Source organism: Caldanaerovirga acetigignens (assembly GCF_900142995.1).
In the GTDB taxonomy this organism is placed as follows: Bacteria; Bacillota; Thermosediminibacteria; order Thermosediminibacterales; family Thermosediminibacteraceae; genus Fervidicola; species Fervidicola acetigignens.
Genome location: NZ_FRCR01000013.1, coordinates 24,667 through 45,590, shown reverse-complemented (window position 1 = coordinate 45,590; position 20,924 = coordinate 24,667). Strand labels below are relative to the sequence as shown.

The following is a 20,924-nucleotide window of genomic DNA, read 5'->3' as shown; positions in this document are numbered from 1 at the left end:
ATTTTACCGAAGGGGATATCGTTACTTGCATTTTTCAAATCTATTAGGAAAACTTTATCGAAAGAAAAGTCTTTTTCGCCCAGTCGGTTAAGTGCTTCTATTTCTACGGGGTAAATGTTTTTCTTCACCTTAGTTATTTCTAGAGATTTCTCAATGATATTTTTTGAACATATTACAATCGGCCTGACTTTTTCGTAAAGTTCTTTATTAGACAAAGCTTTTACCACAATTTCGGGACCGATGCCGGCAGGGTCTCCGGCGGTAATCGCTATTAGAGGTCTTTTTTGCAAGACACTTCACTCCTTTTGTTTTAGGTTAGATGAGGATACATATATCCATTGATGAGCAAATTTAATGAAAACTTTAAGTAAAGGTAACATCTTGTCCTCTTTTCGAACAGCTAAATATACTTTTCTGTTTATTGTGGGGATAATAGGGACCACAGCAATATTTGGGTCTTTTACGCTTTCTGCTACGCAAGATGCAAGAATTCCTATTCCAAATTCGTCTCTTATTAAATTTGTAATAGTAGCAATTTGGGAACAATGCATAAGTATATTAGGAGTAAAACCGTTAGCCAAGCACGCTTTTAAGAAATCTTGGTAGTTTCCGGAGTTTATAGGAGGTGTAATCAATTTTTCATTTTCTAGATCTTTTACCTCTACGAACAGTTTCGAAGCGAGAGGATGCTTTTTGTTAATTAGCGAAACTAATTTTTCTTCTTTTAGTGTATAGTAGTGGGTTTGCGAATCATGTTTGTTGAGGCTGAGTATAGCTGCGTCTATTTTCCCGGAATGCAGTAACCAATTTAATTCTTCACACTCCTTTTCGAGTAAATTCAATTTAACTCCCGGAAATTTTTTTTGAAAATTAGTTAATATAGGAATGAGATTGTAGTAGCTTATTGCTGGCATTATTCCAATTGAAAGGGTACCACGCTCAAAAGAGGAAAATTTTTGTACACTTTGACGTGCTTTGTTTATTTCTGAAAGTATACGTTTTGCATGTACTATAAATTCGGCGCCAGCAGGAGTTAGTTCTACAGATCTTGTTGTCCTTACAAATAAATTTATACCGAGTTCTTCTTCGAGCTTTTTTATTTGCTGTGAGAGTGATGATTGAGAAATGTTTTTCGCTTCTGCTGCTCGTGTAAAATTGCGATATGTTTCTACGGCAACTACATATTCTAATTGGTGTATTTCCATTATATATCACCTCTAATAAGTGTTAATATTTAAAGTTTCTATAAGAAAGTTGATCTAAGGTTAATTTAAGGTTTACGCAATGCTGCTTTTATCTGTTTGGAGTTTCTAATATGATTTTATCATAATTTTAACAAAATGCGTAATAGATTTATAAGAATTACTTATTAATATTATCAAAAATAAATATTAGAAAATTAAAAAAAGAAGTGTTAAAATTAAACTGGTTGAAAAAATTATCTAAAAAATTAGAGATATAATTAAAATCTGGAGGTTAGAGGAGGGAGAGATGAGAATCAAAAAAGGAAAAGAGTTATGGAATCAAAAGATTGGGCCGGAAAAAAATGGGGAGGGAAAGTAAATGTTTATTAGACGAAAAATTTATTTTTCCGTTTTGTTAATAATATTACTTTTATTAACAACCGCTTGCTCAGGGACCAAATCAACAGGGCAAGCTGATAACAATTCGAGTTCTTCTGGAAATTCCACAACTAAGGAGCCGATGGTTCTTAAGCTAGGCCATATCGGTTCGTTGGAAAACGAATACAATTTGATGGCTGAAAGATTTAAAGAGGAAGTCGAAAAAAGAACAAATGGCCGATACATAATACAAATATATCCAGCCAGGCAGCTGGGTGGAGATAGAGAAATCATAGAAGCTATGCAATATGGAAATGTTGATGCTGGTGTTGTTACAAGTTCGGTCATGGTGAACTTTGTTCCGGAAATGGGTGTGTTGGATATGCCTTACATTTTCAAAGACTGGGAACATATAGAAAGATTCGCAAAATCTGAAGCATTACAGGAACTGTTAAAAGAAGGTGAAAAAGCCGGCTTAATATGTCTTGGCGTACTGCCGAGAGGCTTTAGGAGCATAACTAACTCAAAACATCCGATAAGGGTGCCAGAAGATTTGAAAGATATAAAGCTTAGAGTAATAGAAAGCCCTGTCTTTGTCAATACATTTAAACTTTTTGGAGGCACAGTAGTTCCGATGGCTGCAGGAGAGGTTTATACTGCGTTGCAACAAAAGACTATAGATGCCCAGGAAAATACCCCTGCTGTCAATTACTACGAAAGGTTTTATGAAGTGCAAAAATATTTTTCATTAACCGAACATATAGCCGCTTGGGGCGTTGTTACCATAAGTAAGGTCACTTGGGACAAGATACCGCCTGAAGACCAAAAGTTGTTCAGGGAAGCGGCTTTGGCAGCACAAGAGGTCGAGACAAAACTACAAAGAGAAAGGGAAGCCGAGTTTATGAAGAAATTACAGGAAAAAGGAATGATAATCAACGATGATGTAGACCGGGAAGCTTTTGCAAAAGTAACGAGACCGGTAGTTGAAGACTGGATAGCCAAAAACGGTGATAAATATATTAAAGCTATAAAAGAGCTAGAGTAAGATTTCATAAAATAGGTTGGCAGAAAGTTTTATTTCTGCCAACCTATTTAGAAAAGAATTAACTTATGAGTATATAACGAGGGAGATGTTCAAATGAACATTTTATATTGGATTAGCGCTGTATCTGATAAAGTATTTCGCTTTTTAACCACTTTATTTTTTGTAGTTATGTTTTTGGTTTATTTTGGTCAAGTAGTATTGAGGTATTTCTTTCGAACTGGGCTGCCATGGGCAGAAGAATTGGTGAGGTATTTAATGATAAGCATGACGTATATTGGGGCAACAATACTCACTAAAGAAGGTTCGCAGATTTGTATGACGCTAATTGAAGATGTTTTCCCTAAAACAAAAAGATTGCTTCATTTTATTCAGTATATCTTCACAACTATATTCTATTTAATAGTAACGTGGTTAGCTATTCTCGCTATGAGAGTTGCCCAGACGCAAAAATCTCCTGCTATGGGCCTTCCGATGAGTGTTATCTATTCAGTGATCCCCCTGAGCGCAATTTTCATGATAATTCATTTGATGGTAAAAATACATGAAATCATCAAGGGGGGAGAAAAATGATAACAGTATTTTTAGTTTCCGCGGTTCTATTCCTTTTTTTAGGTTTTCCGATTGCAGTTACCGTTGGTTTGTCTTCGGTAATATATATTCTTGCTTCGGGAATAAAACCTTTAATAATTATACAACGGTTATTTGCAGGTATTGACATGACGGCTATTTTAGCTATACCGTTTTTCGTCCTGGCCGGTGACCTTATGAATATGGGGGGATTAGCAAAAAGGTTGGTACGCTTGGCTAATTCCGTTATAGGAAATGCGACGGGTGGTCTTGCTGTTGTTACGATTTTAGGGTGTATGTTTTTTGCGGCAATATCTGGAAGTGGAGTTGCTACGGCTGCTGCTTTAGGAAGCATCATGATACCTGCTATGGTAAAAAGAGGATACGATATCGATTTTGCTTCCGCCGTGGTGGCATCGGCTGCACCGATTGGAGTCATTATACCGCCGAGCATTTCCTTCGTGATTATAGGGGTTCTTTCTGGTACATCTATAGCTGATTTATACAAGGCTGGAATACCTGCAGGTATTATTACCGGGATTTTTCTAATTATAGTTTCTGTCTGGATGTCGAGTAAAAGAAATTATAAAGGAGAAGAAATTCCTTTTGATTTAAAAAATATATGGAATGCCTTTAAGGATGCAGTTTGGGCTTTAGGAACCCCGTTAATCCTTATCGGTGGTGTTTTCGGCGGAGTTTTTACACCCACAGAATCCGCTGCAGTTGCGGTAGCGTATGCGATTATTGTTGGCAGATATATTTACAAAGAAATGTCTTGGAACGATATTTTAAAAGTCTTCATTACGTCGGCTAAAACGTCCGCGCGGATTTTGTTCATTATCTCCAATGCTTCCCTTTTTGCTTGGGTGCTTACCATCGAACGAATTCCCCAACAAATTATGGAGAGCTTTTTATCCCTTTCAAACAGTCCAATCGTGCTTTTGTTAATTATAAACGTAATTTTGTTGATCGCGGGATGTTTTCTGGAAAGCGGTGCCATACAGGTTATTACAGTGCCTTTATTATGGCCTGTTATAACGAAATTTGGGATCAATCCCGTCCATTTCGGTATAGTAATGACCGTGAACTTGGCAATTGGCTTGATGACGCCACCATTTGGAGTGGTCTTGTATACAACATCTAGCGTAGCGGGTACAAGCATCCACAGGATTTCCGCAAAGATTTTGCCTTTCTTTGTAGCAATGGTAGTTGCTTTGCTGATAATAACTTATATACCTCAATCGGTAATGTTTATGTTGTAAAAAATATCTTCTTAGGAGGATCGATAATGAAGATTTACATAGTTGGCGCGGGAGCTATGGGAAGTTTTTATGGAGGAAGGTTAAAATTAAACGGTTGCGACGTTACTTTAATTGATGTTTCGAAAGACCACATTGATGCGATCAACCAAAGGGGGCTGCTATTGGAAACCGATGGAGGAAGTTATCTGATAAATATTCCGGCAAGGTTCGCCTCCGAGATCGAACGGAAAGCCGATCTTATTATATTGTTTACGAAGACTTATCATACGAAGTCCGCTTTAGAATCAATAAGGCATTTGATAAATGGTGATACGTATGTGCTAACCTTACAAAATGGATTGGGGAATGTAGAAAAAATTAACGAGTTCTTCGATTTATCAAAGATAATCGTTGGTATTACCACTCATCCCAGTGAATTCATTGCTCCGGGTCATGTAAGGTCGTTTGGAAGTGGTATAACAAAGATAATGTCGGCGGATGGAAAAATGAATTATATGTTAGATACAATATACAGTATATTTAATTCGTCGGGATTGCCCTGTGAAATCTCTCTGACAATATACAAAGATATATGGAAAAAACTGGCGTTTAATGTAGCTTTAAATTCAATAGGATGTGTTACTTATCTTACTAATGGGGGAATTGGAAGCACAAACGAGGGTAGGTTGTTAGTTAGAAAAGCAATAGAAGAAGTGGTATCCGTAGCTAATAAAAAAGGGATCGATATTACGGTAGATGAGATAATGGATTCTGTAGAAAATGCTATTGTGAATCATAAGCATCATTTGGGTTCTATGCTTCAAGATGTACTGGCGAAACGACCAACCGAAATTGATAGTCTTAACGGTGCGGTGGTCAATGATGCAAAAAGATTAGGGATGGCGGTTCCAACCGTCGAAACTTTATATTACCTTGTGAAGATTCAGGAACAAACTTATGATGAGAGGATCAGAAATTTATGGTAACATTTTGCAGTAATAAGAATGTTTGCAAATCTTAATTGTGAAAGAAAAAAAGTTTTCTTAAGAAATAAAAATCTAGATTCAACTATACGGAACAAAGGAGGGCAAAAGATGATACAGTTAAAACTTTACGGTTTGGGAGGGCAGGGCGTAGTCACTGCTGGAAAGTTGTTAGCAACCGCAGTGGCAATCTATGAGAACAAATACGCTCAAACGGTGCCTGCTTACGGTCATGAACGTAGGGGTGCGCCCGTTTACGCCGATGTAATTTTAGGGGAAGAACCGATATTGGTCAAATCCTTTGTATACAAACCTGATTATGTAATGGTATTTGACCTTGCTGTATTGGAAAAGGGTGTGGATGTTACTGAAGGTGCACATGCCAATACGTGTTTTGTGGTAAATGCCAACCAACTGAATCCGGAATTGCCTTTTATAAATAAGTTTGGCTCAGTGTATTATGTAGATGCTACAAAAATTGCACTTGAAGTTCTGGGTATAGATATACCGAATTCTGCGATGTTAGGTGCTTTCGCCGCGACCGGCGTTGTTAGTATAGACGCGGTGTGTGCAGCACTCGAAGAAACTTTTAAAGGAAAGGCTGGTGAGAGAAATGTTGAAGCAGCAAAAAGATGCTATGAGGCCGTCAGAAAGTTTTCCTAAGGTGAAGTATTTATACGGTCCGGTTGCTACGATATTTGCAAGCACCAAAACTGGCTCTTGGAGGATATTGCGTCCGGTAATTCAGCAAGAAAAATGCACAAGATGCGGGACGTGCGCCAAACATTGTCCGCTGGATGTTATTGAAGTGGATAGGGGGAATAGGGAAAAAGAGGTAATTATAGATTTTGAATATTGCAAAGGGTGCGGTATTTGCGCCAACGTGTGCCCGCGAAAATGCATAGAAATGGTTCCGGAAAGGGGTGTTAAGTAAATGGCTACGAGGAAACTTTTAGATGGAAATGCTGCGGCTGCTGAGGCAATGCGCTTGGCCCGAGTTCAGGTAATTTCAGCATATCCGATTACTCCCCAGAGCCCGATTGCAGAAAAATTGGCCGACTTTGTTGCTGAAGGAAGTTTAAAAGCTAAATACGTGCGGGTAGAATCGGAACATACCGCGATGTCTGTAGCAATTGGAGCGCAGTTAACCGGCGTCCGAGCATGTACGGCCACTTCTTCCGTGGGGCTGGCTCTGATGCACGAAGTCCTGGGAGTCGCATCGGGATGTAGATTGCCGATAGTAATGGCGGTGGTTAATCGTTCCTTAGCAAGTCCATGGAGTTTATGGTGCGACCATCAAGACTCCATGGCAGAAAGAGATTCCGGATGGCTTCAGTTTTATGCGGAAGATCCTCAGGAAGTGTTGGACTACCTTCTGATAGCGTATAGGGTGGCGGAAGATCCTCGAGTTTTGCTACCGGCAATGGTATGCATGGATGGCTTTTTCGTTTCTCATACGCCTGCTGTGGTGCTTGTTCCTGAACAGGAAACCGTGGATTCTTTCTTACCACCTTACAATCCGGCTAATCTTTATCTAGATCCTGATGATCCTATGTTTGTCAACGATTTGACCCCTCCGAGCGATTATACCGAGATGAGGTACCAGCATAAAGTAGCCTTCGAAGAAGCTTTCAAAGTCATTACAGAAGTTCAGGAAGAGTTTTTCAGACTTTTTGGAAGGCGTTATTCCTTCATAGAAACTTATAAGTGCGACGATGCAGATGTGGTTTTGGTAACCCTCGGCTCCATGTCCGGGACGGCAAAATATGTAGTAAATGAATTGCGCGCCAAAGGTTACAAAGTTGGGGTGCTAAAAATTGTCGTATTTCGCCCGTTCCCTGCCGAGCAAATAAGAAATGCCTTAAAGCATGTGCCGGTCTTTGGAGTAATGGATAGGTCTGCCGGATTGGGAGCGGAGGGTGGACCGGTATGGATTGAGGTGAGCAGGGCTTTGAGCGGCATTAAAGTAATGCCTAAAGTTGCAGGATATGTAGGAGGTCTTGGAGGGAGGGACCTTGCTCCCCACGTAATAGAAAAGGCTTTCCGTAACTTAATAGACATAAAGGAAGGCAAAATTGAAATGCACCGAGGAAGCAAGTGGATTGACGTTCGCGAAGATGCCATGAAAATTCGGGAGGTGAAAGTAAATGTATGAAATGATGACCCAGGCAAAGGGTCTTGTTTCCCACGGTATAAGTACATGCCATGGTTGCGGTTTGGAACTTGCGGTGCGGCACATTCTCTCGGTTTTAGGGCCGAGAACTATAATAGTTATTCCGCCAGGATGTGCTGCTCTATTTTCCGGATTCGGCAAGGAAACCGCGGTAAAAATTGCGGGAATTCAAGGTAATTTGGAAAATACGGCTGCTATAGCTGCCGGAATTCGAGCCGGGTTAGAAATGAAGGGGATTGAAGACGTAACTGTACTTGCCCTTGCAGGAGATGGAGCTACGGTAGATATAGGCTTACAGGCGCTTTCTGGAGTTTTCGAAAGAGGAGATAGAATACTTTATGTTTGCTATGATAATGAAGCATATATGAATACTGGAATTCAGGCTAGTGGTTCCACGCCTTTAATGGCATGGACTACTACAACTCCCGGCAAAAAGCCGGTTTGGCGCAAGGATATGTTAAAGATAGCTGCTGCACACCGCATACCTTACGTAGCAAGCGCATCCGTTGGATATATAGACGATTTGCGCAAAAAGATAGCTAAAGCTAAAGAAGCTAAAGGTCCGGCTTATATCCACCTGCAGACGCCGTGTCCTACGGGATGGGGCTTCGATCCGTCAAGGACAATAGAATTGGCCAGGTTAGCAGTTCAGACCAGAAGCTGGCCATTAGTGGAAATTGTAGATGGCCGTGTTGAAATAACGGTAAAGGTGGATAAACCGCGCCCCGTCTCCGAGTATTTATCCATGCAACGCCGTTTTGCACACCTTACACAAGAAGAGATTGATTTAATACAACAGAACGTAAATAAAGATTATCAGGAACTATTAGAAAGGATGAAGACGTGATGGGGGTTAATTCTTTGGAACATTTATTTTGGCCAAAATCCGTGGCCATAGTGGGTGCCTCCAATAATCCGGGCAAGGCAGGTCATCAGATTTTAAAGACTCTGGTGGAGGAAAAATTTCAAGGAAAAATTTTTGCGGTAAATACTAGCGAAAATGAAGTTTTTGGTTTAAAATGTTATAAAAGTCTAAAAGACATACCCGATAGGGTCGAAATGGTAGTTATATCTATTCCAGCGCCGGGCGTGCCGGATGTCATGAAGCAAGCGGCCGAAAGGGGCGATGTAAAGGCTGCAATTATAGTATCGGCTGGCTTCGCCGAAACGGGTATCCCGGAAAGAATCGAGTTAGAAAAACAGGTTGTTGAAATAGCTAAGGCTGCAGGCATACGGATAGTAGGGCCTAATTGCAATGGGATCATAAATACCGGCAACCGCATAAGTACCAGTTTTGCGCCCGGCCTCAAAATGATACCGGGAAGTATAGGATATTTTACTCAGAGCGGCGCAACGGGAGGTTCACTTTTGCTTTTCGCTTCATCACAACCACAACCCTTAGGTTTTAGTAAATGGGTCCATGTTGGGAATATGTGTGACGTAACGAATCTGGAGGTTCTAGAGTATTATGCAAGTGACCCATCGGTAAAAGTAATAGCCGGATATATGGAAGGAGTTCGTGACGGCAGGGAATTGATGAAGTTGGCCGACCGCATAACAAGGCAAAAGCCGTTGCTGGTGCTTAAGGTAGGTCGTACGGAAGTCGGATCTTCGGCTACATTATCGCATACGGGAACTCTAGCCGGTTCGGATAGAATTTATAGTGCGGCTTTTGCTCAAAGCGGGATAATAAGGGTTAATACCATTGAAGAATTGGTTGATAGCGCAAAGGCCTTGGTACTGGCTCCCTATCCAAAAGGAAATCGCATAAGTGTGCTTACCGAAGCAGGGGGTTTAGGTATAATTGCTATGGATGAATTAGGAAGTGACCCGGCTGTACAACTTGCCCCGGTGACTCAAGAAACTCAAGAAGCGCTGGCTAAAGTTCTGCCGCCCATGGCCATGATCTGCAAACCCAATGGTTATGTTGATATGACCGCTGCTGCTATGGAAAAGGAATTTGCGGAGTCGCTTAGATTGCTGCTTAAAGATCCGAATGTAGATGCGGTTATTTTGATCGGCCTACCTCCGACTTTTTTGCCTGCCGAAAACGTAGCTAAGGCCATAGTAGAAGTTGCACGGAATCATGAAAAACCCGTAATGGTATGTTTCATGACCGGTCAGGTTATGGAAGATGCGCGAAAGTATTTAGAAGAAAGCGGCATACCAACCTTCGATACTCCCGATAGGGCAGCCAGAGCGATGATTAATCTAATTAAAGCTGCTTCGAGATTAAATTATAAAGGAAGCAAAGTGCTGACATTAGTGCCGGATAAAATATTTAGCCACAATATAGTAAAGGAAGCTGCTAGAGAAGGAAGGAATTTACTAGAACCGGAAGCCGTTCAAGTCTTAGAAGATTTCGGAATAAGGATGCAGCCGTTCTATTTTGCCAAAACCGAGGAAGATGCCGTTGCAGGTGCGGATGCTATAGGTTATCCCGTTGTTCTAAAGGTCGTTTCACCCCAAATTATCCATAAAAGCGATTATGGTGGAGTTAAACTTAATCTTTATTCTCCTGAAGAAGTAAGGCAAGCTTACGCTGAGATAATTTCTACGGTTAAACGAAAAGCCCCCGATGCTGAAATAAAAGGAGTAATCGTTACTCCATTCATGAAAGGCGGTACGGAAGTTATAGTGGGAATGCTGCGAGATCCGCAATTTGGACCCGTGGTTATGTTTGGCCTTGGTGGTGTATTCGTAGAGGTATTCAAGGATGTGAGCTTCCGAGTTGCGCCATTTGATCGCGATGAAGCATTGAAGATGATTGCTGAAACAAAGGCTTACACTATCTTGCGCGGCGCGAGAGGCAGCCAAGATAAAGACATTGATGCGTTAGCTGACTTGCTTGTAAAGATTGGGGAAATTGCTGTATCTAATCCGGAAATTAAAGAAATGGATCTCAATCCTGTGGCCGTATTCGAGCGTGGCCTGGCTGTCCTCGATGTCCGCATAATTACGGAAAATTGAGGTGAAAATTAATGCCTTATGCCGATTTAAGAGAGTTTCTAAATAAGCTGGAGGAAGAAGGCCAGCTAATAAGGATTAAAGAGCCAGTAATGCCTGAACCCGATCTGGGAGCGATAGGCAGGGCAGCGTCCAATATGGAAAATGGGCCCGCAGTTTTGGTAGAAAAAGTCAGGGGATATAGCCAAAAAGTTGTACTTAACGTCCACGGTTCCTGGGCAAACCATGCATTAATGTTCGATATGCCAAAGGATACACCTATAAAAGAACAATTTTTGGAGTTGAGCCGTAGGTGGGATAATTTCCCGGTTCCCGTTCGGTATGTGAGTAACGCTCCGGTAAAAGAAGTTAAAATAACAAAAGATATTAATCTTTTTGAGTTACTTCCTCTATTTCGTATTAACAGACATGACGGCGGATTTTATCTATCAAAAGCATCCGTAATAAGTAGGGACCCGGAAGATCCGGATAATTTTAAAAAACAAAACGTGGGGATATATAGGTTGCAGGTTAAGGGAAAAGATCTCCTGGGCATCCAAGCATTACCATTCCACGATATAAGCATACATTTGCGCAAGGCGGAAGAGCGCAATCAGCCGTTACCTGTTGCCATTGCAATAGGCAACGACCCGGTCTTGAGTTTTGTCGCGAGTACACCTTTGGGCTACGAGGAATCAGAATATGAGTTAGCCGGAGCCCTGCGCGGTGAACCCTTCGAAGTGGTGAAGGCCGAGACGTCTAATTTGGACGTTCCGGCCGGTTCGGAATATATTTTAGAAGGGGAAATTCTTCCAAGGCGGAGGACCCCTGAAGGGCCATTTGGAGAATTTCCCGGCAGCTATTCGGGAGTGAGGTTGCACGCGGAAATAAAAATACATACCGTAACCCACAGGGTTGATCCGATATTCGAAAATCTATATCTTGGGCTCCCGTGGACCGAAATTGACTATTTACAAGCGTTTAATACGAGCATTCCTTTGTATAAACAGATAAAAGCTTCCATGCCTGAAGTAGTGGCAGTAAACGCTATGTACACCCATGGCATAGGGGTTATAATTTCGACAGGCTGCAGATTTGGCGGATACGGCAAGGCTGTCGCTATGCGTCTGCTGTCTACCCCACATGGTATGCCTTATTCGAAAATTATTATAGTTGTCGACGATTTCGTCGATCCATTTAACTTAGAACAAGTTATGTGGGCTCTCACTACTCGAGTAAGACCTGACAAAGACGTGGTACTTATTCCTGCAGCACCAGGCATGCCATTAGATCCTTCATCAGAACCTCCGGGAATGCATACCAAGCTAATTATTGATGCCACAACACCCGTCCCACCCGATGTGGTAAGTAGAGAAGTGGAATTGATTGAAGCTCCTCCAAAGACGGACTGGTGGGAAAAGGTCTTGAGGGAGCTTCAGAACAAGATTAAAGGAAGGGGGTAAAAGATTGATTTGTCCTAGGTGTGACCGGGATTCAGCCTATAAGGTGGTTGATTCTCCTGTCGGTGAGGAATGGTCTGTATTTATATGCGAAAAATGTTTTTATACATGGCGTTCTACTGAGGACGAGGAAATAACAGATCCCGAAAAGTTTGATCCTAGATTTAAGCTGACGGAAGAATCTTTTGAAAAAATGCTTTGCATTCCTCCGATTCCACCATTAAAATCAGGGGGATAAAAATGTGAGTGCAAATAATACCTTTTTCATAAAAGTAGGACAAGACAAATACACAATATATGCTGTAGTTACTGTTAGTGGCTGCGGAATAAATGTATATATAGGTGGTGGCGAAAAACCACATATAGGTACAGTTGCCATTAGCCAACCAAGGTTGAGTTTGAAAGGAGATGGCAATATAAGTTGTACGACATCAGTTTTTAATCTCTTGGGGCATAAAGATGATTATATAGCAGTGCCTGTAGCCGAGGACCTTTGCAAAAAGACGAATCAAACTGTTGTGGTGAGTGCTGGTGTTCACATTGAAAACGCAGCCCAGGAAGATATAGAAAAGATAAAAATGTTGGCAGAGGAATTAAACAAAAAAATTGCAGAGAAATTGAGTTACAGTTAGACATAAATTAAGCCTCGGGAAATTCTGATAAAAACCCGGGGCTTTTTTATATATTAATTAAGATATCGTAAACAACTCCGGTGATATAGTTCTTGGGATGCATCTAGACAATAACCATAAAGGGATGAATAAGCTTTTGCAGACATTGGAAAGACTCGGTAGCCTGATGACGTAAATTCTACTTAGAGGCTATCGGCCATTACTGGTTCCCTTTTTAAAAGCTTCTTATAAATTCATTTCCATACTCTCTCCAATTTAAAAATTTCTTGAATATAACCCAAAACGGATATAGGTGAATGAATAATCTGACAAAAAAGCAAATAAAATGTATACCCAATTCTATTTCGGCGAACTCGCAGTCCTAGTGAATCGAAAATATTTTTTTGAAAAGAATACATAATTACAGTCACTAATACATTCAAAGGTAAAACTAACAGTGTATATGGACCTACAATGTAATATTTCCCAAAGAACGCCAATACAAGTCCTGGTATCCAAAATATAGTGAACGCTAGATCTATTAATGGTATCAAAATATCTATTCCCAGCAAAAAGATGGCCAAAAACCTCTCCTGTTTCCACGGCCCCGCTTTTTTTAAACCTTCAAACATCCCCCTTGCCCATCGACTCCTTTGCCTCGCAAAGTGTTTAAATCTATTTGGAACTTCTGTAAAAGCTATAGCTAAGGGTTCAAAGAAGACCCTATATCCTTTTTCAAAAAATTTCCATGTCAACACAATGTCCTCACCTATCACATCATCCCAACCGCCTATTTCTCTTACCACATCTGTCTTGTATAGACTAAAGGCCCCTTGTGCAACAAGAGTTCCCTGATATAGCCCTTGCATTCTTTTCAGAGAAGCTATACCCAAAAAGTAGTCCCATTCCTGTGTCCTAGTCAGTATGTTGTCTCTGCTATTTCTCGCAAGTACGTGTCCTGCTACAGCGCAGACATCTGGAGGCGAACTTAATATTCTTGCCACTATATTATTCACAGCTTTTTTATGTAGTAGTGTATCAGCATCCAAAGTCATAAAATATTCAGTTTTTATAGCTTTTAGGCCAGTATTCAGAGCATAGCTTTTCCCAGCTTTAGGCTCGAACAGGAATGTACAGTTTAATCCGTACTCAATTGCTGCTTTTTGGGCAGCCTCTAACGTTCCGTCAGTAGAATTATTATCTACGATAATTACGTCGATTTTCCCATTGTAATCCTGATTTGCTATATATTTCAGAGTATTTCTAATTTTCGCTGCTTCATTCCTTGCTGCTATTAGAATTGTCACATGCAAATCAGGGTTCTTCTCCTTGAATGGAGGCTGTCTATCCAAAAGCAGGCTGACTGCAACAAAAGCTACGAGATATCCAGGAATATACGCTATAAAAGCTATTATAAATACAGCCAAAGGTAGCCCAACAACACTGCTTAAATCTTTCAGTCAGGGTATAGATATTCTAATTGAAAATATCATCCAGGTAAATGCAATTGACTGTGCGATAAAAAATTTGTAAATAACGGGGATATATACAGTTTTATAGCTGGGAGGTAATTTTGTTTCGGTATTTAGTCTTGTTTCCATGGACTTATCTCCTTCAGGGGTAGAATGAAGTATTGTTGCATCAGTCTTAAAATAGAGTATGTGGAAATAAAAGTTAGCAATCCAATACAATTTTCTCTTCGGCAAGCCAATTCCGAAGTAGATTCGCCAGTTCATCGGATATCCCATAAAATCCTGAGATATTCCTTGCGCCGCCGCTTGCCTCGACACTAGCCAGAAGAATGTCTTCCAACTGCTCCGCCAGATGCTCATCCTTTGCCGATTTCGAAATAAAGAGGATCTGCTGGACTGTCATGATGTTGGTTCCTGAATTCAGCAATCACCTTGCAAAAATGTGCCTCACTGGTGCGGAGATACTTCTACTCCGGCATCCCCGGCCATACTTTTTTTATCCTGAAGACACCCAAGGGTGTCAGTGGTCTTCTTTCGCCGAGGGATAAACGTTCGTCATTTTCATCCATTCTTGATTTGAGGTATTCATTGAGGGCTTTTCTCGCATTACTGTTCAATTGCACTTTGAGATACTTTGCCGTTGCCGCACCTCACGATGAGTTTACCCTTTCGTTCGGAAATTAGGACGACCGAAAGCTTTCAGCGAACACAGTTCCAATACTCTTATACCGTGTTTGCGAGCACTTCAAATATCGCTATGTCTATTTCGTTGTTTCCTTTATAAAAAGTTCTACGTAAACGAAAAAAATCCTTTTCTGACAAAATTCTCGGAGGCAACATAACTGATGCCGGTGCTTCTACTTCTTTGGCCGGGTTCCTGGATATTATATCCTGCTTAACGGCCCAGTCGAGGAATTTACTTATGGCCAAGAGCTTTCTTTTTACAGAGGACTGTTTTAACTGCTTTACATTCATCTGATATGCACTGTAACTTTTGACTTCTATTTTGGTTATTTTATCTGGAGTTAATTGTCACCCAGTAGATTCCTCTAACCAATTTTGAAGTGGAGAGAGGTTTGCTATGTAATTCTTTATGATATGCGGGCTTTTCCCCTTCTTGTGTGCCAGGCATAGACGACATCCGATCGAACGGCTTCGGGACCAAATTAGTGCCGAATGGCCGCGTATCTGGGGACGACTCCTTGCGAGGATCTACAAGCCTAAGCCCGTGTGCTGGGTCGAAATTCCGAAACCCGTGGGAGGCAAGAGATTATTAGGAATCCTCACCATAATGGAACGCCTCATCCAATAGCACACACCTACGGTGGTTTCCCGCCTGCAAGCATTAAAACCAATATTTGACGCGGGATTTTAGGAGTACAGTTACGGATTTTAGCCCGGAAAAAAAGCCCGCGATGCAGTAAGGGAAGCAAGACGATACGTACAAGAAAGATATGAATGGGTAGTCGACCTTGACATAGAAAAATTCTTTGGCCTAGTAAACCACTACATACTCATGGCAAAAGTAGCCCAGAAAGTAAAAGATAAGTAGGTTTTGACCCTTCTTTGCCGGTACCTACAGGCAGGAGTTATGATAAACGGAGTAGTGATGGAAACAATAGAAGGGACACCTCTGGGAGAACCGCTAAGTTCACTTCTAGCAACATCACTACTAAATGAGCAGGACAAAGAACTGGAAAAGAGGGAGCATAAATTTGTCCGTTACGCCGATGACTGCAACATCTATGTAAGGAACAAACGGGCCGGAGAAAGAGTTATATAAATCGTATCATAAAGAAATACTTGTAGGAACGGTTGAAGCTCAAGATAAACGAACAAAAGAGCGCTGTGGACCGACCGTGGAAGTTTAAATTTCTAGGATTCAGCATGCATAAAGCGAAGAATGGGCAAGTTCTCATCCAAATAGCACCAAAAACCATTGAACAAGTAAAGACGAAAATATGGCAGAAACAGCCAATAACAAATCAGTAAGCATAGCCGAACGAATAGGACGCCTCAACACTTATCTTGGAGGGGGATGGGATACTTTGTCCTGGTCGAAATACCCAACGTATTCAAGGATTTGGAAGGCTGGATATGCTGGAGGTTACGGATGATCCTTTGGAAGCAGTGGAAGTGAGTATGCGCGAGATACCGAGAATTAAAGGGACGGGGGTTAGTCGCCCCCTCCTACTCGATTGGACTGCTAGATTTAACTTAATATTAACATAATTTTAATCTCTACATCATGTCGACAAGTTATGCTAAATAGGTAAAGAACGAAACAATTTGCGGAGGTGGTTAAAATGTTAGTCAAAAAAGAACAGCTGAAGATTTTTCTGCCGGTATTGCTGGCGGTATTGGCTTTAGCAGTACTGGCAGGGTGTAGCGGTGGAGGAGGTAATGCAAACAAGTCAGCTTCTGTGCCTGAGGGCTGGCCCGAGGTATTGCGCTATGGCGTAGTGCCTTACGAGAGTCAAGAAACAATTGCCAGGACGTATAAGCCGGTGGTGGATGCCCTGAGCGAGTATCTGGGGATAAAAGTAGAGATGTACATGGGTACCGACTATACGTCGATGATAGAAGCCATGCGGACCAAAAAACTCGATGTGGCGGAATTCGGTCCCTTTTCCTATGTGATCGCCCACGAGAGGAGCGGGGCAGAAGCCTTTGCCACGCCGGCGAAAAGCCCTGAGGAAGCCTTTTACTACAGTCTGATAATAGTGCCTGCAAAGTCGAATATCAATACCTTGGATGACCTGAAGGGGAAAAAATTTCTGTTTGTCGACCCAGCATCTACATCCGGCAATCTGATCCCCCATGCGATGCTGGCAGAACATTTCGGCGTGTCGAGTGCTGCAGAGGTTGACGCCCTCTTTTCCAGCGTGTCGTTCTCCGGCGGCCATGATGCCTCAATCCTGGCAGTTGCCAGAGGCGATGCGGATGGAGCAGGGATTTCTAGTTCCACACTAGAGAAGATGATCAAGTCCGGAGCCCTGAAGGAATCGGATATCAGGGTTATTAAGAAATCCGACCCCATACCCAAGGATCCGGTAGCCTACCGCAGCGACCTGCCCCAGGACCTTAAGGACAAGATAAGGGAGTTTTTCCTGAACTTTAAAAATGAAGAATTCTTTAAGGAAATGGGAATAAACGGTTATTACCCGACTGATGACAGCAAGTTCGATGTTATCCGAAAGGTTGTCAAGGCTCTTAATCTTACCCCGGAGGAACTGCTTAAAAAATAAGCGGAGGCAGGAATTATGCAGGCCGTACTGGAAGTCATAGGGTTGAAAAAAAAGTATAAAGACGGGACATTTGCCCTTCGTGGGATAGATTTTCAGGTAAAGGAAGGGGAGTTTGTAGCCGTAATCGGCCCCAGCGGTGCCGGAAAGAGTACTCTGATGAGATGCATTAACCGGCTGGTGGAACCTTCAGAGGGAAAAATATACTTCAACGGAAACGATATGATGAAGGCTAACGGCCAGAAACTGCGACAGCACAGAAGAGAAATAGGAATGATATTTCAAAATTTTAACCTTATTCCAAGGGTAACGGTGATAGACAACGTATTAAACGGGCGGTTGGGATACACCGGCAGTTTAGCGGGGGCCCTGGGCATCTTTTCCAGAAAAGATAGGGATTTTGCCCTGGAAATCCTGGCACGGGTGGGTCTGGCGGACAAGGCTTTGAAGCGCGTGGACGAGCTGAGCGGGGGACAGCAGCAGCGGGTAGGTATAGCCCGCGCCCTCGCTCAAGAGCCCAAACTAATTCTGGCCGATGAACCAATTGCCAGCCTAGACCCGATAACTTCCGAAAACATAATGGAATATATATACAATATTTGCAGGGAAGACGGCATCACATGCCTGATCAACCTTCATCAGGTGGAAATCGCAAAAAGGTACGCCACACGCATTATAGGGATTAGGGAAGGCAAAAAGGTCTTTGACGGTACCCCCGATGAGTTGACCAGGGAGGTTATACGCAGTATATACGGTCAACAAAAATGAGATTGTGAGGTGAGGGGATTGGAGCAATATTTTAAGGAGTTTGAGGTCCTTTGTAGAAAAAAAACAAGTCAGCGAATTCTGGCAATCCTCATTCCTGGGACAATTACCCTCTGGTCGGCTACAACGACCGGCTTTTCGCTTACATCGATCGCTTCGGGATTATATGAGATTTACAGGTTTATCGTATACGAGATGTTTTCCGTAAACCCAAAAATTTTAATGCAGGTGGTTGAACCTACTCTTTCCACCATCATTATGAGCTATATAGCAGTGATAGCATCTATAGCAGTTTCTTTTGTCCTGGCCTTTTTTGCCGCTGCTTCCACTTCTCCACATCCTTGGTTGCAGATTGTAACCAGGGGTTTTGCTACGGGGTTGAGGACGATTCCGGATATGGTATGGGTAATGCTCGTAGTGCCCGCCTATGGCATCGGGGTGACGGCAGGGACGATAGCCCTGTTCATCAGCGGCACAGGACTGCTTACCCGCTCCTTTGCGGAAGTGCTGGAAGCGATTGATATGGATAAACTGAATGCTCTGAAGGCGGCAGGGGCCAACTGGATTCAGATAATGGGGCGGGGAGTTTTGCCTCAATTTCTGCCAGGTCTGACCAGTTGGTCCCTTTTTGGGTTTGATACCAATATAAGAAGTTCTGCTATTATCGGTATGGTGGGTGGAGGCGGGCTGGGGTTTGCCATCCAGTCTGGGCTTAAATTATACCGCTTTGACGTGGTGACTATGGCTATTCTAGAGATGGTGGGGCTGTTTATTGTTATAGATTACATTACCGACAGGATCAGGAGGTGTATTATATGAACGCGGAGGTCAGGAGGGAGAAGCAAAAATTTTATATGGGTTCCGTCCATATATTGAGAGAAGAAAAAGTATCGGAGAACCCTTTTATAGTTATAAAACAGTTATGTGAAAAAATCAAAACAGGGTGGCAGTCAGTCTTCATTGCCGCTGTACTGGGTATGGCCTTTGTCTGGGGCCTGAACTATTTGAAACTGGACTATAGGCGCTTATTGACCGGTACTGCCGTGCTATTTCGGATTCTAAAAGCGATGTTTCCGCCCAGTACCACCGGCTGGAGCCATGTGCTGGTAGGGGCAGTGGAAACTTTCAATATCGCATGGATGGGTACGCTTATTGCAGGCGTCATAGGTTTCTTTCTCTCATTTCTAGGGGCGGCAAATATCTCCCCTTCTCCTCTGCTGAGGCTGGCTGTTCGGTGGTTTGCTGCTCTGATGCGTGCCATCCCGGCGATGGTGTGGGCACTCGTATTTGTGGCAGCACTAGGGCTCGGACCACTTCCTGGTATCCTAGCTCTCGCGGTGCACGGTACCGGGATGCTGATCAAGGTTTTTTGCGATTCGATAGAAGAAGTGGATAGCGGCATTATCGAGGCATTGCAGGCTACCGGTGCCAGCTGGTTCCAAGTGGTGGCACGGGGAATATTACCCGCCGTGTGGCCCTATTTATTGTCATGGATACTCCTTCGATTAGACGTAGATCTGCGGTATTCTTCGGTAATGGGTATGGTAGGAGCCGGGGGCATTGGTTGGCTGCTTACCAGGGCCATGCGCATGTACCAGTTTAATGAGGCGATATTTATAATCCTGGTGATATTTGCGATGCTTACCTCCGTAGAAAGGATAAATCATTATATAAAGAAAAAGGTGCTGAATCTTTAGTGGAAGATAGATTAGTCAAGGAGGACAAAAGGCGATGACTTTTGTTAATAAAAATGTACCTGTGATGCACAAATTGTCTGAAGAACCTTTTATCCATGAAACGTGCCAGGTGGTAAACAGTCATATAGGGGCGTGGGTTTTATCTGGGCCCCAACACCCGCCTGCTCGAAACTAACATAGGGGATTACAGCTATACTGCCGGAGATGTGGAAATTAATTATTCAGAAATAGGAAAATTTTGTTCTATCGCCTCACATGTATGCATAAATCCTGGTAACCACCCTATGTGGCGGGTTACACAACATCATGCAACATACCGAAGGATTTCATACCGTTTTGCAGAGGTGGATGATGAAGAATTCTTTAACTGGAGACGAACTCACAGAGTTGTGATAGGGCACGACGTGTGGATAGGACATGGCGCCATTTTGCTGCCTGGGGTTAAGGTAGGTACCGGAGCAGTTGTCGGCGCTGGCGCTGTAGTCACGAAGGATGTGGAACCCTATGCGATTGTAGCAGGAGTACCGGCCAGGAAAATAAAGGAGCGTTTTCCAAGAGAGGTGGTCGAGAAAATTATGGAGACGCAGTGGTGGGACTGGCCCAGGGATATCCTGGAGGAAAGATTTGAAGATTTCCATGATGTAGAGACTTTCCTTAAAAAATACTGCAGATCCTGAGGAGGGATTAAGGGTGTATATAAGGGAAGCAAGAGAAGAGGATGCGGAGCAGCTTAGTTTACTGCTTAGAGAAATAGACGATGAAGTATTTCTCTCGCCGGAAGAAATAAAAGAAAAACTAAAAGTGATGCAAAATTATTCCTTTTATAAGGTATTTGTGGCCGTTGAAGAAGGACGGGACGATACCATAGTGGGTACTTTTACTTTGTATATTCTCGACAACTTGGGGCATAGAGGAACCCCTTTCGCTGTGGTAGAAAGCGTCATCACCCATCAAGACCATAGACGGAAAGGCGTAGGCAGGAGCATGATGTTAAAAGCCATGGAGATTGCGGCAGAACGGGGATGCTACAAGCTGGTACTTTCAAGTGACATTAAGCGGGAAGGAGCCCACACATTTTACGATCGGCTGGGATTTGTCAGACACGGGGTCAGTTTCAGAGTAAACCTGAACCGATAGGGATAAACAGGAAAGGGGGA

Annotated in this window: 23 protein-coding genes and 3 pseudogenes; 20 read left to right on the top strand and 6 right to left on the bottom strand. The window is 42.6% G+C overall.

Annotated features, from left to right (window positions below):
* Both BUB66_RS09865 and BUB66_RS09860 read right to left on the bottom strand, forming a co-directional pair.
* Positions 1-290, bottom strand: a pseudogene (locus BUB66_RS09865) (4-hydroxythreonine-4-phosphate dehydrogenase PdxA); the annotation flags it as partial.
* A 6-nt stretch (positions 291-296) separates the two neighbouring features.
* On the bottom strand, positions 297-1,205 hold the full coding sequence (locus BUB66_RS09860) for a LysR family transcriptional regulator (protein WP_073258056.1): 909 nt from the start codon (positions 1,203-1,205) through the stop codon (positions 297-299).
* A gap of 358 nt (positions 1,206-1,563) precedes the next feature.
* Here BUB66_RS09860 and BUB66_RS09855 point away from each other — a divergent pair, with 358 nt between their 5' ends.
* The 12 genes from BUB66_RS09855 to lpdD all read left to right on the top strand — a co-directional run bounded on the left by BUB66_RS09855 (position 1,564) and on the right by lpdD (position 12,609).
* A complete protein-coding gene (locus BUB66_RS09855) occupies positions 1,564-2,607 on the top strand; it encodes a TRAP transporter substrate-binding protein (RefSeq protein WP_073258053.1) in 1,044 nt (347 codons plus the stop codon).
* A 93-nt stretch (positions 2,608-2,700) separates the two neighbouring features.
* On the top strand, positions 2,701-3,177 hold the full coding sequence (locus tag BUB66_RS09850; protein ID WP_073258051.1) for a TRAP transporter small permease: 477 nt from the start codon (positions 2,701-2,703) through the stop codon (positions 3,175-3,177).
* The gene (locus BUB66_RS09845; RefSeq protein WP_073258049.1) at positions 3,174-4,436 is read left to right on the top strand and encodes a TRAP transporter large permease; all 1,263 of its coding nucleotides are present in this window, start codon (positions 3,174-3,176) and stop codon (positions 4,434-4,436) included. The genes BUB66_RS09850 and BUB66_RS09845 overlap by 4 nt, the downstream gene beginning before the upstream one ends.
* 26 nt (positions 4,437-4,462) lie before the next feature.
* Positions 4,463-5,401 carry a ketopantoate reductase family protein gene (locus tag BUB66_RS09840; protein WP_073258047.1) on the top strand — a complete coding sequence of 313 codons (939 nt, stop codon included), beginning with the start codon at positions 4,463-4,465 and terminating at the stop codon, positions 5,399-5,401.
* 108 nt (positions 5,402-5,509) lie between these two features.
* The gene (locus BUB66_RS09835; protein ID WP_073258045.1) at positions 5,510-6,061 is read left to right on the top strand and encodes a 2-oxoacid:acceptor oxidoreductase family protein; all 552 of its coding nucleotides are present in this window, start codon (positions 5,510-5,512) and stop codon (positions 6,059-6,061) included.
* Positions 6,012-6,332, top strand: coding sequence for a 4Fe-4S binding protein (locus BUB66_RS09830; RefSeq protein WP_073258043.1), 321 nt, complete (start codon positions 6,012-6,014; stop codon positions 6,330-6,332). The genes BUB66_RS09835 and BUB66_RS09830 overlap by 50 nt, the downstream gene beginning before the upstream one ends.
* The gene (locus BUB66_RS09825) at positions 6,333-7,553 is read left to right on the top strand and encodes a transketolase C-terminal domain-containing protein (protein ID WP_073258041.1); all 1,221 of its coding nucleotides are present in this window, start codon (positions 6,333-6,335) and stop codon (positions 7,551-7,553) included. It begins immediately after the preceding gene.
* Positions 7,546-8,418: a thiamine pyrophosphate-dependent enzyme gene (locus BUB66_RS09820; RefSeq protein ID WP_073258039.1), complete on the top strand. Its 873-nt coding sequence runs from the start codon at positions 7,546-7,548 to the stop codon at positions 8,416-8,418. Before BUB66_RS09825 ends, BUB66_RS09820 begins: the two co-directional genes overlap by 8 nt.
* 14 nt (positions 8,419-8,432) lie before the next feature.
* Positions 8,433-10,541 (top strand): acetate--CoA ligase family protein, encoded by a 2,109-nt coding sequence (locus BUB66_RS09815; RefSeq protein ID WP_188092896.1) that lies wholly within the window; start codon positions 8,433-8,435, stop codon positions 10,539-10,541.
* A gap of 11 nt (positions 10,542-10,552) precedes the next feature.
* Positions 10,553-11,980, top strand: coding sequence for a non-oxidative hydroxyarylic acid decarboxylases subunit C (locus BUB66_RS09810; protein ID WP_073258035.1), 1,428 nt, complete (start codon positions 10,553-10,555; stop codon positions 11,978-11,980).
* 4 nt (positions 11,981-11,984) lie between these two features.
* Positions 11,985-12,215 carry a non-oxidative hydroxyarylic acid decarboxylases subunit D gene (locus BUB66_RS09805; RefSeq protein ID WP_073258033.1) on the top strand — a complete coding sequence of 77 codons (231 nt, stop codon included), beginning with the start codon at positions 11,985-11,987 and terminating at the stop codon, positions 12,213-12,215.
* 4 nt (positions 12,216-12,219) lie between these two features.
* Positions 12,220-12,609, top strand: a complete 390-nt coding sequence (lpdD, locus tag BUB66_RS09800) for a prenylated flavin chaperone LpdD (RefSeq protein ID WP_073258031.1) — start codon at positions 12,220-12,222, stop codon at positions 12,607-12,609.
* A gap of 233 nt (positions 12,610-12,842) precedes the next feature.
* Here the strand turns inward: lpdD and BUB66_RS09795 are convergent.
* From BUB66_RS09795 to BUB66_RS09785, 4 genes and pseudogenes are all read right to left on the bottom strand, one after another.
* A pseudogene (locus tag BUB66_RS09795) lies at positions 12,843-14,189 on the bottom strand (glycosyltransferase family 2 protein).
* Positions 14,190-14,262: 73 nt separating this feature from the next.
* The gene (locus tag BUB66_RS09790) at positions 14,263-14,487 is read right to left on the bottom strand and encodes a hypothetical protein (RefSeq protein ID WP_143156268.1); all 225 of its coding nucleotides are present in this window, start codon (positions 14,485-14,487) and stop codon (positions 14,263-14,265) included.
* 40 nt (positions 14,488-14,527) lie between these two features.
* Positions 14,528-14,677 (bottom strand): hypothetical protein, encoded by a 150-nt coding sequence (locus tag BUB66_RS12170; RefSeq protein ID WP_159431523.1) that lies wholly within the window; start codon positions 14,675-14,677, stop codon positions 14,528-14,530.
* 106 nt (positions 14,678-14,783) lie between these two features.
* A pseudogene (locus tag BUB66_RS09785) lies at positions 14,784-15,077 on the bottom strand (hypothetical protein); the annotation flags it as partial.
* Positions 15,078-15,669: 592 nt separating this feature from the next.
* Between BUB66_RS09785 and BUB66_RS12400 the strand changes: the two are divergent.
* The 8 genes from BUB66_RS12400 to BUB66_RS09745 all read left to right on the top strand — a co-directional run bounded on the left by BUB66_RS12400 (position 15,670) and on the right by BUB66_RS09745 (position 20,904).
* Positions 15,670-15,843 carry a reverse transcriptase domain-containing protein gene (locus BUB66_RS12400; protein ID WP_198409433.1) on the top strand — a complete coding sequence of 58 codons (174 nt, stop codon included), beginning with the start codon at positions 15,670-15,672 and terminating at the stop codon, positions 15,841-15,843.
* A gap of 255 nt (positions 15,844-16,098) precedes the next feature.
* Positions 16,099-16,200 (top strand): group II intron maturase-specific domain-containing protein, encoded by a 102-nt coding sequence (locus BUB66_RS12660; RefSeq protein WP_073258023.1) that lies wholly within the window; start codon positions 16,099-16,101, stop codon positions 16,198-16,200.
* A 166-nt stretch (positions 16,201-16,366) separates the two neighbouring features.
* Entirely contained in the window at positions 16,367-17,308 is a 942-nt protein-coding gene (phnD, locus tag BUB66_RS09770) for a phosphonate ABC transporter substrate-binding protein (protein WP_073258021.1), read from the top strand.
* A 15-nt stretch (positions 17,309-17,323) separates the two neighbouring features.
* A complete protein-coding gene (gene phnC / locus BUB66_RS09765; protein ID WP_073258019.1) occupies positions 17,324-18,073 on the top strand; it encodes a phosphonate ABC transporter ATP-binding protein in 750 nt (249 codons plus the stop codon).
* Positions 18,074-18,091: 18 nt separating this feature from the next.
* Complete coding sequence (locus BUB66_RS09760; protein ID WP_073258017.1) at positions 18,092-18,889, top strand: PhnE/PtxC family ABC transporter permease; 798 nt, start codon at positions 18,092-18,094, stop codon at positions 18,887-18,889.
* On the top strand, positions 18,886-19,767 hold the full coding sequence (gene phnE / locus BUB66_RS09755) for a phosphonate ABC transporter, permease protein PhnE (protein ID WP_084098979.1): 882 nt from the start codon (positions 18,886-18,888) through the stop codon (positions 19,765-19,767). The genes BUB66_RS09760 and phnE overlap by 4 nt, the downstream gene beginning before the upstream one ends.
* A 143-nt stretch (positions 19,768-19,910) precedes the next feature.
* Positions 19,911-20,444 (top strand): DapH/DapD/GlmU-related protein, encoded by a 534-nt coding sequence (locus BUB66_RS09750; RefSeq protein ID WP_159431524.1) that lies wholly within the window; start codon positions 19,911-19,913, stop codon positions 20,442-20,444.
* A 13-nt stretch (positions 20,445-20,457) separates the two neighbouring features.
* On the top strand, positions 20,458-20,904 hold the full coding sequence (locus BUB66_RS09745; protein WP_073258015.1) for a GNAT family N-acetyltransferase: 447 nt from the start codon (positions 20,458-20,460) through the stop codon (positions 20,902-20,904).
* Positions 20,905-20,924: the final 20 nt, after the last annotated feature.